The sequence below is a fragment of the Pseudomonas sp. AK-TSAG1-1 genome, from assembly GCF_056821665.1.
Window position 1 is genome coordinate 183,213 of the sequence record NZ_CM165965.1, and the last position, 15,091, is coordinate 198,303.

Here is a 15,091-nt window from a genome sequence, read left to right on the forward strand (position 1 = left end):
CGGGTGTCACGTTCAGTTGACTTCCATAGACCTGACGGCATCAGCGCCTATTCAGTCTGGACGTACTTTTAAAAATGGTTGAACAAAGTTTGACGCTGCTTTCGTCAATAATTTGGCTAGATTCTTTCGCTATTAACTTTATGCCAAACTATTGACCTTCTGGGTGCCATCCTAAACAATCGCCCCACTAATGTCACATTGATATTTCCGCGGCGACCTGTCCCTCAGCGTGTGATCCAGTTCCTATTTTGAACTTTCCGACATACGGTCATTCCGGTTGCCAATCATCCGACGCAGCAGCACGTTTAGCTGTGATTCAAGACAAGAAGTCCTGGGAAATCTTTACCATGCGTTTGTACCTGTTCAAGGCTCTACCGTTCGCTCTCGCCGCCTCTTTCGTCCAAGCACAATCCTTGCCGGAAGCCATGCAACAGGCATTGGATGTCCATCCGGAAATCCAGGCAGGGGTCAACAGTCGTTTGGCGGCGGATTATCAGTTAAAGGCTGCCAAAGGTGGATACCTGCCCAAGGTCGACCTGCTGGGCGGTTATGGCCGTGAAGGCACCGACAGCGTGACCACCCGCGCCAGTGGTGGGAGCAACCACTACGAAACCCTGAACCGTGGCGAGTCAAGTTTACGTCTCTCGCAAATGGTTTTTGACGGTTTTGCCACGTCCAGCGAGGTCGGGCGTCAACAAGCCACCGTCAACTCCCGCGCCTACTCGTTGTTGGGGACTTCCGAGCGCACCGCGCTGACTGTCGCTCAGGTCTATCTGGACGTGCTGACCCGCCGCGAATTCGTGCGTCTGGCCGAAGAAAACCTCAAGAGCCACCAGCGCATCTATGACCAGATCCAGCTGCGCACCCAGCGCGGCGTCGGCAGCGGTGCCGACCTCGATCAGGCCGAAGCGCGGATGGCCCAGGCCCGTAACAACCTGATCACCGAGCAGACCAACCTCGCCGACTCCGAGACCAACTTCCTCAGCGCCGTCGGCCAGATGCCTGACCAGCTGGAGCGTCCGGCACCGTTCATGGCGATGATGCCGGCCAACCTCAATGAAGCCCGTACGCAGATGCTGGAAAACAGCCCGATCCTGCGTTCGGCCGAGTCCGACATCGCCGCTGCCGAGAAGCAGTACGAGACCGCCAAGTCGACCTTCTACCCGCGTTTCGACGCCGAGCTGGGCCGCACTGCCGATAACGATCTGGACGGCCAGAACGGTCACAACAACGAATGGCAGGCCATGTTGCGCATGCGCTTCAACCTGTATTCGGGTGGCAGCAACAAGGCCGATCTGGAATCCAAGTCGTACCTGTCGAACCAGGCACTGGACATCCGCAACAACGCCCTGCGTCAGTTGAACGAAGAACTGGGCCTGGCCTGGAACGCCTTGAACAACGCCAATGCCCAAGTGCCGATCGCTCAGCAGTATGTTGATCACAGCACCGCGGTGCGTACTGCTTATCAGCGTCAGTTCAGCCTTGGCGAGCGGACCCTGCTCGATTTGCTCGACAGTGAAAACGAGTTGTTCACCGCTTCGCGCCGTTTGGCTGAAATCAAGAACATTCAGTTATTTACTCAGTATCGAATCAAGGCGACCATGGGCGAGTTGCTCAGAAGCCAGGGAGTGGTCGCACCATTGGCATCCGTCGTGCAGAACGATGTGAAGCCGAAGGTCCAACTGCCCGGTATGAATTGAGCAGAACCTTCATTGTTCAATTGTTAGCCAAGAGTGCCGAGCGTGGAATCAGAAGTCAGTCGAGTTCAACTCATTCATGATCCGCGCGCGATGCACGACGATCCGTTGCTGGATGGTCTGCTCGCTCTGTGCATGCTGCACCAGAAACCCGCCAGCGCGGCGATGCTGACCACTGGTCTGCCGCTGCCCAAGCAACGCCTGAGTGTCGAGTTGCTGCCCCGCGCAGCGGCTCGCGCCGGGCTGCAGGGCCGGGTGTTGCAACGCAAGCTGGAAGAGATTCCGGCGATTGCCATGCCGGCGCTGTTGCTGCTCAAGGATGGCCGCAGTGCCGTCCTGCTCGGCTGGCAAGGCGAGAACGAAGCCCGGGTGTTGCTCAGCGAAAGCGACGGCGGCGAATCGGTGGTCAGCCGTGAGCTGCTGGCCGACGACTACACCGGCAAAGTGTTCTTCGCCCAGCCGCAGCACAAATTCGACGTCAACCACGGCACGCTGATCCCGCGTGCGCGCTCGTGGTTTCGCGACACCCTCAAGCGTTCGCGCTGGCTGTATGCCGATGCGATCGCCGCCAGTTTCCTGATCAACATCATCGCCATGGCCGCGCCGCTGTTCGTGATGAACGTCTACGACCGCGTGGTGCCGAACCAGGCCGAAGCGACCCTGTGGGTGCTGGCGCTGGGCATCACTGGCGCTTACCTGTTCGACCTGATCCTCAAGAGCCTGCGCAGCCTGTGCCTGGATCTGGCCGGCAAGAAAACCGATCTGATCATTTCGGCGACGCTGTTTGAGCGCATCGTCGGCATGGCCATGAAGTACCGCCCCGCGCGGGTCGGCAGCTTTGCGCAGAACATCCATGAGTTCCAGAGTCTGCGCGACTTCCTCGCCTCGCTGACCCTGACCAGCCTGATCGACCTGCCGTTCACCCTCCTGATCTTCATCGTCATCGCCATTCTCGGCGGGCATCTGGTGTGGATTCCGGTGCTGGCATTCCCGATTGCGCTGTTGATCGGCTATGCGCTGCAGAAGCCGCTGGTAGCGACCATGGAACGCACCATGGCGCTGGGCGCCGAGCGTCAGTCGAGCCTGATCGAAACCCTCGCCGGCCTCGATGCGGTCAAGGTCAACAACGCCGAAAGTGAACGCCAGTATCAGTGGGAACAGACCATCGGCACCCTTAGCCGCCTCGAGCTGCGGGTGAAAATGCTCTCCGGCCTGGCGATGAACATCACCCTGCTGATCCAGCAACTGGCCGGGGTGATCATGATCGTCTTCGGCGTGTACCAGATCATCGCCGGCAACCTGAGCATGGGCGGCCTGATTGCCTGCTACATGCTCAGTGGCCGCGCGCTCAGCCCGCTGGCCTCGCTCTCGGGTCTGTTGACCCGCTACCAGCAGGCGCGGGTGACCATGACCTCGGTCGACCAGATGATGGAGCTGCCGCAGGAGCGCAATTTCGAAGAGCGTCCGCTGAGCCGCAAGGTGCTGCAGGGCGCAATCGAATGCCGTCAGCTGAACTTCACCTACCCGGAACAACAGAACCCGGCGCTGAAAAACATCAACCTGGTGATCCGTCCCGGCGAGAAGATCGGCATCATCGGCCGCAGCGGTTCGGGCAAGAGTTCGCTGGCGAAGTTGCTGGTGGGCCTGTATCAGCCGGACGACGGCGCGCTGTTGGTGGACGGTGTGGATATTCGCCAGATCGACGTCAGCGAGCTGCGCTACAACATCGGCTACGTGCCGCAGGACATCCAGCTGCTGGCCGGCACCCTGCGTGACAACCTGGTCTCCGGCGCGCGTTATGTCGAAGACGAGTTGGTGCTGCAAGCCGCGGAACTGGCCGGCGTCCACGAATTCGCCCGTCTGCACCCGCAAGGTTACGAGCTGCAAGTCGGCGAACGCGGGCAGAACCTCTCTGGCGGTCAACGCCAGAACGTCGCGCTGGCAAGGGCGCTGCTGCTCAACCCGCCGATCCTGCTGCTCGACGAGCCGACCAGCGCGATGGACAACACCGGCGAAGAACGCCTCAAGCAGCGTCTGGCCGCCGTCGTTGAAAACAAGACCGTGGTGCTGGTGACGCACCGGGCCTCGCTGCTGTCGCTGGTCGACCGTCTGCTGGTGGTCGACCGTGGACAGATTCTCGCCGATGGCCCGAAAGCCGCCGTGATGGAAGCGTTGAAGAAGGGGCAGATCAGTGTTGCTTAAGTCGGGTGTCAAAGAGTCGATCCGTCGCTACTTCAAGGGCTCTGCGTCGCTGCAGGGCCAGCCGCTGCCGGAGGTCAACAAGGCACTGATCGAGGACGCCCCGCGCGTCGTGCGCCTGACCATCTGGGCGATCATCGGTTTCTTCGTGTTCCTGATGCTGTGGGCGAATTTCGCCGTGATCGACGAAGTGACCAAGGGCGACGGCAAGGCGATTCCGTCGTCCAAGATCCAGAAAATCCAGAACCTCGAGGGCGGGATCGTCTCCGAACTGTTCGTCAAGGAAGGCCAGATCGTCGAGGCCGGCGCACCGTTGATCCGCCTGGACGACACGCGATTTGCTTCCAACGTCGGCGAAACCGAGGCCGATCGACTGTCGATGCTGCTGCGTGTCGAGCGTCTGAGCGCCGAGGTCGATGACCGCCCGCTGAACTTCCCTGAGGACGTGCTCAAAGCCGTGCCGGGCCAGGCAAAAAGTGAAGAGTCGCTGTACATCAGTCGCCGCCAGCAACTGCACGACGAGATCGGTGGTTTGCAGGAACAGTTGATCCAGCGTCAGCAAGAGCTGCGCGAGTTCAGCTCCAAGCAGGCGCAGTACCGCCAGCAACTGGGCTTGCAGCGCCAGGAAATCAACATGTCCGAGCCGCTGGTCGCCCAGGGTGCGGTATCACCGGTGGAAGTGCTGCGGCTTAAACGTGCCGAAGTCGAAACCCGCGGCCAGCTCGACGCCACCACCCTGGCGATCCCGCGCGCCGAATCGGCAATCAAGGAAGTGCAGCGCAAGATCGACGAGACTCGCGGCAAATTCCGCAGCGATGCGCTGACCCAGCTCAACGAAGCCCGCACCGACCTGAACAAGGCCCAGGCCACCGGCAAGGCGCTGGAAGACCGAGTCAGCCGTACGCTGGTCACCTCGCCCGTGCGCGGCATCGTCAACAAGTTGCTGGTCAACACCATTGGCGGGGTGATCCAGCCCGGCAGCGACATGGTGGAAATCGTGCCGCTGGATGACACCTTGCTGGTCGAAGCCAAGATCCGTCCCCAGGACATTGCGTTCCTGCATCCGGGGCAGGAAGCGATCGTGAAGTTCACCGCGTATGACTACACCATTTACGGTGGGCTCAAAGCCAAGCTGGAGCAGATCGGTGCCGACACCATCACCGACGAAGACAAGAAAACCACCTACTACATCATCAAGGTGCGCACCGAGCGCAGCCACCTGGGCACCGATGACAAGCCGTTGCTGATCATTCCGGGGATGGTCGCGTCGGTGGATATCATCACCGGCAAGAAGTCGGTGTTGAGTTATCTGCTCAAGCCGATCATCCGGGCGCGGGCCGAGGCGTTGCACGAGCGGTAGGTCTTCGGCGCTGCTGACGGCCTCTTCGCGAGCAGGCTCGCTCCCACATTGGATCTTCAGTGGACACAAGTTCTGTGTTCGACCGAAATCTCCTGTGGGAGCGAGCCTGCTCGCGAAGGGGCCAGCAAAATCACCACATCCCTGTCAGTAAGTGACATAAATCGTCACTCACCACTCAGTCCATTCCTCACCATCCGCCATATCGTTATTCAATAACGGTATTTAATTTCAGATTCTTATAGCGATAAAGTCATTCTCCTGCGTACCTGCCGATCAATCGGCGCGCCGCACGACCTGAACCAACACGCAATCCAGCGTGAGTTTCTGATCGACGTGCGCGCCCTTGAGCGCGCCGTGCGTGGGAGATTGAAAGATGTCCGCAGCTACTGCCACCCCAAGCGCCGCGACTGCCGCGCCGCAAACCTTTGAAATCCGCCCGTTCAGCGGTGCCGTCGGCGCCGAAATCATTGGCCTGGACCTGACCCGCCCGGTCAACGACCAGGACTTCGCCCGCATCCACCGCGCGCATCTGGATCACCACGTCGTGGTCTTCCGCGACCAGCGCATAACTCCGCAACAGCAGATCGATTTCAGCCGCCGCTTCGGCGTGTTGCAGATCCACGTGCTCAAACAATTCCTGCTGGCCAATCACCCGGAAATCCTCATCGTTTCCAACATCGTCGAGAACGGCCAGAACATCGGCCTCGGCGATGCCGGCAAATTCTGGCACTCCGACCTCTCCTATAAAGAGCTACCGAGCCTTGGCTCGATGCTGCATGCGCAGGAGTTGCCGTCCGAAGGTGGCGACACGCTGTTCGCCGACATGCACAAAGCGTGGGACAACCTGCCCGAAGCGTTGCGCAAAGCCGTCGAAGGCCGCTCGGCCGCGCATTCCTACACAGCGCGCTATAGCGAAACCAAGTTCGAAGGCAACTGGCGCCCGACCCTGACCCCGGAGCAACTGGCGCAGGTCGCCGAAGTGGTGCACCCGATCGTCCGTACCCATCCGGAAAACGGCCGCCAGGCGTTGTTCGTCAGCGAAGGCTTCACCACGCGCATCGTTGGTTTGCCGGAGGACGAGAGCAAACAACTGCTCGCCGAGCTCTACGCCCACAGCGTGCTGCCGCAAAACATCTACCGCCACCCGTGGCAGCCCCACGACATGGTGTTCTGGGACAACCGTTCGCTGATCCACCTCGCCGCCGGCTGCCCCGCGCACCTGCGCCGCAAGCTGTATCGCACAACCATTCAGGGCGACGCGCCTTTCTGATTTGCCGGAGATTCGATCATGTCCAAACGTCTTCCATTCGCGCCGCTGGCCGCTGCCATCGGTCTGGGTTTCAGCCTGATTGCCGGCAGCCTGGTGGCGCCGACCGTGGCCCACGCCGAAGGTGAAATCCGCATCGCCGAACAGTTCGGGATTGTCTATTTATTGCTCAACGTGGTGCGCGATCAGGGCCTGATCGAGAAATACGGCAAGCAGGAAGGCCTCGACATCAAGGTCGACTGGACGCAGCTCTCGGGCGGCGCGGCGGTCAACGATGCGCTACTGTCCGGTTCCATCGACATTGCCGGTGCCGGGGTCGGCCCGTTGCTGACCATCTGGGATCGCACCCACGGCAAGCAGAACGTCAAGGCTGTGGCCTCGCTGGGCAACTTCCCGTACTACCTGGTGAGCAACAATCCCAAGGTCAAAACCATCGCCGACTTCACCGAGAAGGACCGCATTGCGGTGCCAGCGGTGGGCGTGTCCGTGCAGTCGCGCTTCCTGCAATACGCGGCGGCCAAGCAGTGGGGTGACAAGGAATTCAATCGCCTCGACAAATACACCATCGCCGTACCGCACCCGGACGCCACCGCCGCGTTGCTCGCCGGCGGCACCGAGCTGACCGGACACTTCTCCAACCCGCCATTCCAGGATCAGGCGCTGCAGAATCCGAACGTGCACGTGGTGCTCAACTCCTACGACATCCTCGGCCCGAACTCGCCGACGGTGCTGTTCGCCACCGAAAAATTCCGCAATGAGAATCCGAAGACCTACAAAGCCTTCGTCGAAGCACTGACCGAAGCTGCGCAATTCGCCCAGAACGATAAAGGCGCGGCGGCGGACACTTACATTCGCGTGACCAAGGCCAAAATCGATCGCGCCGAGCTGCTGAAAATCATCGACAACCCACAGTTCGAATTCAGCGTCACGCCGAAAAATACCTATCCACTGGCCGAATTCCTCTACCGCGTCGGCGCGATCAAGAACAAACCTGAATCGTGGAAGGACTACTTCTTCCAGGACGCCAAACCGCTGCAGGGGAGCTGATCGAGATGAACGCCCCCTTGCAAGGCCACGCGGCCAGCAACCCGATCGCCCGTACGCAAGCGCTGCTGGCGGTGGATAACGTCAGCCTCGAATACCGCACCCCGCAACGGGTGGTGCGGGCCACGCATCAGGTCAGTTTCGAAATCGATCCTGCGGACCGCTTCGTGCTGCTCGGCCCGTCCGGCTGCGGCAAGTCGACCTTGCTCAAGGCGGCCGCCGGGTTCATTGCACCGAGCGAAGGCGAGATTCGCCTGCAGGGTCAGCGTGTCGACGGACCGGGCCCGGACCGGATCGTGGTGTTTCAGGAGTTCGATCAGCTGCCGCCGTGGAAAACCGTCAAACAGAACGTGATGTTTCCGCTGCTCGCCTCGCGAACCTTGAACAACAAAGACGCCGAAGGGCGAGCGCTGCACTATCTCGAAAAGGTCGGGCTGGCAGCGTTCGCCGACGCTTATCCACACACCTTGTCCGGCGGCATGAAGGCGCGGGTGGCGATTGCCCGGGCGCTGGCGATGCAGCCGAAAATCCTGCTGATGGACGAGCCGTTCGCTGCGCTGGACGCGCTGACCCGCCGCAAGATGCAGGAAGAGTTGCTGCGGCTTTGGGAAGAAGTGCGCTTCACCCTGCTGTTTGTCACGCACTCGATCGAAGAGGCACTGGTGGTCGGCAATCGCATCCTGCTGTTGTCGCCACACCCGGGGCGGGTACGCGCCGAAGTGCACAGCCATCAATACGATCTGCAAAGCCTCGGTGGCGTGGCGTTTCAAGAGTCGGCGCGGCGCATTCACCGTTTGCTGTTCGATGAAGGCCAGTCGCCGGAAACCGAGCGAGACCATGACTTCAACGACATTCGCATCGCTTATTGAGCGTTCTGGAGGATTGCCCGATGAGCCAACCATCGTCCCTGCGACAAGAGTTTGAAACCGTCCTTGAACCGCTGACCAGCGTGCCGCTCGAGCGCGAATTGCCGCTGGGCCAACGTCTGTGGCAACAGGGCTGGCTGCGTAAAAGCCTGATCCTGATTCTGCTGGCGATCCTCTGGGAAGTGATCGCCCGGGTGCAGAACAACGACTTGCTGCTGCCCGGCTTCCTGCAGACCAGCCATGCGTTGTACGACGGTCTGCTCAGCGGCGAGCTGCTGGGCAAGGTGTGGATATCTCTGGTGGTGCTGATCAAGGGCTATCTGATCGGCATCGTGCTGGCGTTTGCCCTGACCACGCTGGCGGTCTCGACCCAGTTTGGCCGGGATCTGCTGAGCACCCTGACCTCGATGTTCAACCCGTTGCCGGCAATTGCTTTGCTGCCACTCGCCTTGCTCTGGTTCGGGCTGGGGCAGAACAGCCTGATCTTCGTGCTGGTGCATTCGGTGCTGTGGGCGCTGGCGTTGAATACCTACGCCGGGTTTCTCGGCGTCTCGGAAACCCTGCGCATGGCCGGGCGCAACTATGGGCTGAAGGGCATGCGTTTTGTGCTGTTCATCCTGATTCCGGCGGCGCTGCCATCGATTCTCGCCGGGCTGAAAATCGGCTGGGCGTTTGCCTGGCGCACGCTGATCGCCGCCGAGTTGGTGTTTGGTGCGACCAGCGGCAAGGGCGGGCTGGGTTGGTACATCTTCCAGAACCGTAATGAGCTGTACACCGACAAGGTGTTTGCCGGGTTGGCGGTGGTGATCCTGATTGGTTTGCTGGTGGAGAACCTGGTGTTCGACACGCTGGAGCGGGTAACGGTGAAGCGCTGGGGCATGCAGCGCTGAGATGTGTGCGGGCACGGCTGGCCCCTTCGCGAGCAAGCCCGCTCCCACATTTGAAATGCATTCCCCCTGTGGGAGCGGGCTTGCTCGCGAAGACGTCGGTTCATGCGCCACCGATTCCAAGGATGTTTGCTAGCAGCACCCGAATCAATCCAGATCAGCCATGAGTGCTCCCACATTTGAAATGCATTTCCCTGTGGGAGCGGGCTTGCTCGCGAAGACGTCGGTTCATGCGCCACCGATTCCAAGGATGTTTGCTAGCAGCACCCGAATCAATCCAGATCAGCCATGAGTGCTCCCACATTTGAAATGCATTTCCATGTGGGAGCGGGCTTGCTCGCGAAGACGTCGGTTCATGCGCCACCGATTTCACGGATGTTTGCTAGCATTGCACCCGGATCAATCCAGATCAGCCACGAGTGCTCTACATGCAACTCCCGGACATGAATCTTCTGGTCGCCCTCGACGCCTTGCTCGACGAGGGCAGTGTGGTCGGTGCTGCGCGGCGCATGAACCTCAGCCCCGCCGCCATGAGCCGCACTCTGACGCGCATCCGTGAAGCCATCGGCGATCCGATCCTGGTGCGCGCCGGCCGTGGCCTGGTGCCCACCCCCAAAGCCCTCGAGCTGCGCGAACAAGTGCGTGATGTGGTTGAGCAAGCGGCGCTGTTGTTCCGGTCGGCCGACACCGTGGAACTGGGCACTTTGCGCCGGCGTTTCAGCATCCGCGCCAACGACTTTTTCATCGGCGTGTACGGCGGCAAGCTGTTCGATACCCTCGACCAGCTGGCGCCGCACTGCGAGTTGCGCTTCGTCCCGGAGGGCGATGGCGACGATGAAGCGTTGCGCGAAGGGCGCATCGATCTGAGCGTCAGCAACACCCGCCCGGTGACCCCTGAAGTCAAAGTGCAAAACCTGTTTTCCACGCATTTCGTGGGTCTGGTGCGTGAGGATCATCCGTTGCTCGACGGCGAAATCACCGCCGAGCGTTACGCCGGGTTCTCCCATATCAGCATGTCGCGCCGTGGCATTGCCCGTGGCCCCATCGACACCGCGTTGAACGCCTTGGGTCTGGAGCGGCGGGTGGCGGTGATCGCGCCGAGCTTCCACGCGGCGATGTTCGCCTTGCCCGATTCCGATCTGATTCTGCCGGTGCCCAAGGAAGCCTTGCTCAGCGTGCGCCGACTGGGTCTGAAATTGCGCTCGTTCGACCTGCCGATCCCGTTGCCGACGCTGATGCTGACCCAGGCCTGGCACCCGCGCTTCGACAAGGACCCGGCGCACCGTTGGCTGCGTGAAACGCTCAAGGCGTGTTGCGATGAGACTTGGCTGGCCGCGCAACCCTGACTCCACAAACCACACAAACCCCTGTAGGAGTGAGCCTGCTCGCGATGGCGGTGTGTCAGTCGCCGAAAATATCGACTGAAAAGGCGCCATCGCGAGCAGGCTCACTCCTACAAGAGAAATAATTGTGTCTGGCGCACTTATAACCTGCCGATAAGTCAATTTTCGTCAGCAGTAAGCCCGACTAAGATGCTCCGGTATTTTTCCCTCCGGAGTGTGCATTCATGACATCCCTGACGGTTCCGGCGCCCATCGCTGTGGTCAGTCCGGCGACGGCGGTCACGCCACCGGTATTCGGGGCGCGGATCATCACCGGCCTGGTCGGTGTGCTGTTGGCGGTGCTGGTCTCGGGCCTCAACGAGATGGTGACCAAGGTCGCGCTTGCCGACATCCGGGGCGCGTTGAACATCGGGTACGACGAAGGCACCTGGCTGGTCGCCTGCTATGCCGCGACCTCGGTGGCGGCGATGGCTTTCGCGCCGTGGTGCTCGGTGACCTTCTCGCTGCGCCGTTTCACCCTCTGCGCGATCAGCCTGTTCACGCTGCTCGGGGTGCTGTGCCCGTTTGCCCCGAACTACGAAAGCCTGTTGCTGATGCGCACCCTGCAAGGGCTGGCCGGCGGCGCATTGCCGCCGATGCTGATGACCGTTGCGCTGCGCTTTCTGCCGGCCAATTTCAAACTCTTTGGCCTGGCGGGTTACGCGCTGACCGCGACGTTCGGCCCCGGCCTCGGCACGCCACTGGCCGGCTTGTGGAGTGAATACGTCGGCTGGCAATGGACGTTCTGGCAAATCATCGTGCCGTGCCTGATTGCCATGGCAATGGTCGCCTGGGGCATTCCGCAGGACCCGCTGCGCCTGGAACGCCTCAAAACCTTCAACTGGAAGGGGCTGCTGCTGGGCTTTCCGGCGATTTGCATGCTGGTGATCGGTTTGCTGCAGGGCAACCGGCTGGATTGGTTCGAGTCGGACTTGATTTGCGCTCTGCTCGGTGCCGGCTCGCTGTTGCTGCTGGCGTTCCTGATCAACGAATGGTCGCAGCCGATCCCGTTTTTCAAGCTGCAGATGCTCGGCATCCGCAACCTGTCGTTCGCGCTGATGACCCTCGCCGGGGTGCTGGTGGTGTTGCAGGCAGTGGTGTTGATTCCGTCGAGCTATCTGGCGCAGGTCCAGGGTTATCGGCCGGTACAGACCGCGCCGATCATGCTGATCGCCGCATTGCCGCAGTTGATTGCGCTACCGCTGGTGGCGGCGCTGTGCAACTTGCGCTGGGTCGATTGCCGCTGGGTGCTGGGCATCGGCTTGAGCATGTTGACGCTGTCCTGCCTGGGCGGCTCGCTGCTGACCTCGGAGTGGATTCGCGACAATTTCTACGTCCTGCAATGGCTGCAGATCTTCGGTCAGCCGATGTCGGTGCTGCCGCTGCTGATGTTGTCCACCGGCAGTATCCAGCCGCAGGACGGGCCGTTCGCCTCCGCCTGGTTCAACACGGTGAAAGGCCTGGCGGCAGTGGTCGCCACCGGGGTGATCGAAGCGCTGACCACCGCGCGCCTGCATTTCCACTCGAGCATGTTGATCGACAACCTTGGTAATTCACCGTTGGCCGATCGCAGCGATCCGGGCCTCGCCCATCGCCTGCACGAACAGGCCGTGGTGCTGACGTCTTCCGATCTTTATGTGTGCATGGCCGGCGTCGCGGTAACGCTGATCCTGCTGATTTTCTGGCTGCCGACGCGGATCTTTCCGCCGCGCGCGCCGACCTGATGGCTGTACTGAAACAGAAGGTTTTTATGACGACTCAAGCAAAGCAGAAACTCGCGGTGGCCGTGGCCGCCGCACTGGCGGTCGGTGTGCTGGTGTACCTGGCGATGCCCGGCCTGTTCGGCAAACGGACTCAGCAAACCACCAACGATGCGTTCGTCTCGGCCGACTACACCTTGGTGGTGCCGCGCGTGGCCGGGTTCATCAAGGAGGTGCTGGTGGAAGACAACCAGCAAGTGAAGGCCGGGCAGTTGCTGGCATTGATCGATGACCGTGACTTGCGCGCTGCGGCGCAAGCCGCCGATGCACAAACCCTGGTCGCCCGCGCGCAGCTGCAAAACGCCAGGGCGACGTTGGAGCGGCAGACGTCGGTGATCGCTCAGGCCCAGGCTACCGTCGTGTCGGCCAAGGCGGAAATGGCCTTCGCCCAGCAGGAATTGAATCGCTACAACCATTTGGCCGGCGTCGGTGCCGGCACTGTGCAGAACGCGCAGCAGGCGCGTACCCGCATTGATCAGGCGAGCGCACGGCTGGATACCGCCAGTGCGAAACTGGCGGCCGAGCGCAAGCAGGTGGAGATTCTGACGGCGCAGCGCGATGCCGCCGAAGGCAGTTTGAAGCATGCGCAGGCGGCGCTGGAAATCGCCAGTTTCGAGCTGTCCTATACGCGCATCACCGCGCCGCAGGATGGCATGGTCGGCGAGCGTGCGGTGCGCGTCGGCGCCTATGTCACGCCGGGCAGCAAACTGCTGGCGGTGGTGCCGTTGCGCCAGGCGTATGTGGTCGCCAACTTTCAGGAAACCCAACTGACCGATGTGCAGCCGGGGCAGGAGGTTGAAGTGCGGGTCGACAGCCTCGGCGGCGAGGCCTTGAGCGGTCGCGTCGAAAGCATCGCGCCGGCGACGGGGGTGACCTTTGCCGCCGTGAAACCGGACAACGCCACCGGCAACTTCACCAAGGTCGTGCAGCGGATTCCGGTGAAGATCCTGCTTGAGCCGGGTCAGCCATTGGCCGAGCGGCTGCGCGTCGGTATGTCGGTTGAGACGCGCATTGATACCCGCCGTTCGGCGCCGGCGGTGCGTGAGGTGACTCAGCGATGATCAAGGTTGAATCGGCTGGCGCCTTCGCGAGCAAGCCCGCTCCCACAGGAGGAACGCGTTCCAACGTGTGGGAGCGAGCCTGCTCGCGAAGAGGCCAGTGGCAGCAACTCACCCTCAGTGCCTTGCTCGCCCTTGGCCTCAGCGCCTGCACCGTCGGCCCGGATTTCCACAAACCCCAGGCCACGCAAATCGCCGACTGGGCCAAACCCGCCAGGTCCGCCCCAAGCCAGGCGGTCAGTCAGCCGCTGAACGAACGCTGGTGGGAGGTTTTCCATGATGCCCAGCTCTCGACGCTCACCCAGCGTGCCATGCAGAGCAACCTCGATTTGCAACTGGCCAGCAGCCGCTTGCAACAAAGCCGCGCCGCACGCCAGGTGATCAGCGCGGAGCGCTACCCGAACACCGCCGCGACCGGCAGCTACGCGCGCCAACGCAATAGCGGCAAAGGTTTGAGCGACCCGTCCGGGCACAACGGCGATTCGGCCTTCAACCTGTGGGACGGCGGTTTCTCCGCCTCCTGGGAACTGGATTTCTGGGGCCGCGTGCGCCGGGAAACCGAAGCTGCCGACGCCAAACTCGAAGTCGCCGAAAACGATCGTCGCGCGGTGTTGCTGGCGGTCCTTGCCGACACCGCGCAGAACTACATTCAGCTGCGCGGCGTGCAAAACACGCGTGCGGTCACCGAGCAGAACCTCGACGTCGCCCGGCACAGCCTCAAACTGTCGCAACTGCGCCTCAACGATGGTGTGGCGACCGATCTGGACGTCGCCGAAGCCGCCGCGCAGGTCGCCGCCATCGAATCGCGCCTGCCAGCGCTTGAGCAGCGTCAGTCGCAGCTGATCAACGCGATCAGCCTGTTGCTGGGCGAGCCGCCACAAGCCTTGGCCAAAGTGTTATCCACAGACGCCGCGGTGCCGCAGTCGCCGCTGCAAGTCGCCATTGGATTGCCGTCGCAACTGGCCGAACGCCGCCCGGACATCCGTCAGGCCGAGGCGCAGCTGCACGCGGCCACCGCCAACATCGGTGTGGCCAAGGGCGATTTCTATCCGCGCATCACTCTGTCCGGCAGCCTCGGCTCGCAGGCGATGCAACTGAGTGATTTCGGCTCTTGGGGTTCACGCGCGTTCGGCATCGGCCCGCAATTCAGCCTGCCGTTGTTCGACGGCGGGCGCCTGCGCGGCATGTTGCAACTGCGCGAAGCCCAGCAACAGGAAGCCGCCATCGCCTACCAGCAAACCGTGCTGCGCGCCTGGCATGAAATCGACGATCAACTGACGGCCTACAACGCCAGCCAACGCCGCCGCGACAGCCTCGCCGAAGCCGTGCGCCAGAACCAGATCGCCCTGCGCACTGCGCAACAGCAATACGTCGAAGGTGTGGTCGATTTCGTCAACGTCCTCACCGTGCAGAGCGCGCTGCTCTCTACGCAGGAGCAGTGGGTGGAGAGTTCGACCGGGGTGTCACTGGCGATGGTCGGGTTGTACAAGGCGCTGGGTGGGGGATGGGAGTCGGTGTATCCGGTGGGGGAGATGGCGCAACGCTGAAACCTCGTGAACGTGAGCAAGTCA

The 15,091-nt window shown here is 61.7% G+C and carries 11 protein-coding genes; all 11 read left to right on the forward strand.

Features of this window, described 5'->3' with window-relative positions; genetic code table 11:
• Positions 1–347 precede the first annotated feature (347 nt).
• The 11 genes from AC1UK9_RS00805 (at position 348) to AC1UK9_RS00855 (ending at position 15,067) form a co-directional block, all read left to right on the forward strand.
• Positions 348–1,700 carry a TolC family outer membrane protein gene (locus AC1UK9_RS00805; protein ID WP_025113451.1) on the forward strand — a complete coding sequence of 451 codons (1,353 nt, stop codon included), beginning with the start codon at positions 348–350 and terminating at the stop codon, positions 1,698–1,700.
• 42 nt (positions 1,701–1,742) lie between these two features.
• The gene (locus AC1UK9_RS00810) at positions 1,743–3,899 is read left to right on the forward strand and encodes a type I secretion system permease/ATPase (protein ID WP_025113450.1); all 2,157 of its coding nucleotides are present in this window, start codon (positions 1,743–1,745) and stop codon (positions 3,897–3,899) included.
• A complete protein-coding gene (locus AC1UK9_RS00815; protein ID WP_025113449.1) occupies positions 3,889–5,256 on the forward strand; it encodes an HlyD family type I secretion periplasmic adaptor subunit in 1,368 nt (455 codons plus the stop codon). The genes AC1UK9_RS00810 and AC1UK9_RS00815 overlap by 11 nt, the downstream gene beginning before the upstream one ends.
• Positions 5,257–5,629: 373 nt before the next feature.
• The gene (locus AC1UK9_RS00820; protein ID WP_482579011.1) at positions 5,630–6,526 is read left to right on the forward strand and encodes a TauD/TfdA dioxygenase family protein; all 897 of its coding nucleotides are present in this window, start codon (positions 5,630–5,632) and stop codon (positions 6,524–6,526) included.
• 18 nt (positions 6,527–6,544) lie between these two features.
• Positions 6,545–7,570, forward strand: coding sequence for an ABC transporter substrate-binding protein (locus AC1UK9_RS00825; RefSeq protein ID WP_025113447.1), 1,026 nt, complete (start codon positions 6,545–6,547; stop codon positions 7,568–7,570).
• A 5-nt stretch (positions 7,571–7,575) separates the two neighbouring features.
• Entirely contained in the window at positions 7,576–8,436 is an 861-nt protein-coding gene (locus tag AC1UK9_RS00830) for an ABC transporter ATP-binding protein (RefSeq protein ID WP_473014096.1), read from the forward strand.
• 20 nt (positions 8,437–8,456) lie between these two features.
• Positions 8,457–9,323 carry an ABC transporter permease gene (locus AC1UK9_RS00835; protein WP_473014097.1) on the forward strand — a complete coding sequence of 289 codons (867 nt, stop codon included), beginning with the start codon at positions 8,457–8,459 and terminating at the stop codon, positions 9,321–9,323.
• A gap of 425 nt (positions 9,324–9,748) precedes the next feature.
• Positions 9,749–10,666 carry a LysR family transcriptional regulator gene (locus AC1UK9_RS00840; RefSeq protein WP_025113444.1) on the forward strand — a complete coding sequence of 306 codons (918 nt, stop codon included), beginning with the start codon at positions 9,749–9,751 and terminating at the stop codon, positions 10,664–10,666.
• A gap of 221 nt (positions 10,667–10,887) precedes the next feature.
• Positions 10,888–12,426, forward strand: a complete 1,539-nt coding sequence (locus tag AC1UK9_RS00845) for an MFS transporter (protein WP_482579012.1) — start codon at positions 10,888–10,890, stop codon at positions 12,424–12,426.
• 26 nt (positions 12,427–12,452) lie between these two features.
• The gene (locus AC1UK9_RS00850; RefSeq protein WP_482579014.1) at positions 12,453–13,523 is read left to right on the forward strand and encodes an HlyD family secretion protein; all 1,071 of its coding nucleotides are present in this window, start codon (positions 12,453–12,455) and stop codon (positions 13,521–13,523) included.
• The gene (locus AC1UK9_RS00855; RefSeq protein WP_482579015.1) at positions 13,520–15,067 is read left to right on the forward strand and encodes an efflux transporter outer membrane subunit; all 1,548 of its coding nucleotides are present in this window, start codon (positions 13,520–13,522) and stop codon (positions 15,065–15,067) included. Before AC1UK9_RS00850 ends, AC1UK9_RS00855 begins: the two co-directional genes overlap by 4 nt.
• The last annotated feature ends 24 nt before the right edge of the window (positions 15,068–15,091 follow it).

Excerpts from the sequence above, each read along its gene's own strand:
- AC1UK9_RS00805 (WP_025113451.1), top strand. The coding sequence starts at position 348 with ATGCGTTTGTACCTGTTCAAGGCTCTACCGTTCGCTCTCGCCGCCTCT.
- AC1UK9_RS00820 (WP_482579011.1), top strand. The coding sequence starts at position 5,630 with ATGTCCGCAGCTACTGCCACCCCAAGCGCCGCGACTGCCGCGCCGCAA.
- AC1UK9_RS00825 (WP_025113447.1), top strand. The coding sequence starts at position 6,545 with ATGTCCAAACGTCTTCCATTCGCGCCGCTGGCCGCTGCCATCGGTCTG.
- AC1UK9_RS00830 (WP_473014096.1), top strand. The coding sequence starts at position 7,576 with ATGAACGCCCCCTTGCAAGGCCACGCGGCCAGCAACCCGATCGCCCGT.
- AC1UK9_RS00835 (WP_473014097.1), top strand. The coding sequence starts at position 8,457 with ATGAGCCAACCATCGTCCCTGCGACAAGAGTTTGAAACCGTCCTTGAA.
- AC1UK9_RS00840 (WP_025113444.1), top strand. The coding sequence starts at position 9,749 with ATGCAACTCCCGGACATGAATCTTCTGGTCGCCCTCGACGCCTTGCTC.
- AC1UK9_RS00845 (WP_482579012.1), top strand. The coding sequence starts at position 10,888 with ATGACATCCCTGACGGTTCCGGCGCCCATCGCTGTGGTCAGTCCGGCG.
- AC1UK9_RS00850 (WP_482579014.1), top strand. The coding sequence starts at position 12,453 with ATGACGACTCAAGCAAAGCAGAAACTCGCGGTGGCCGTGGCCGCCGCA.
- AC1UK9_RS00855 (WP_482579015.1), top strand. The coding sequence starts at position 13,520 with ATGATCAAGGTTGAATCGGCTGGCGCCTTCGCGAGCAAGCCCGCTCCC.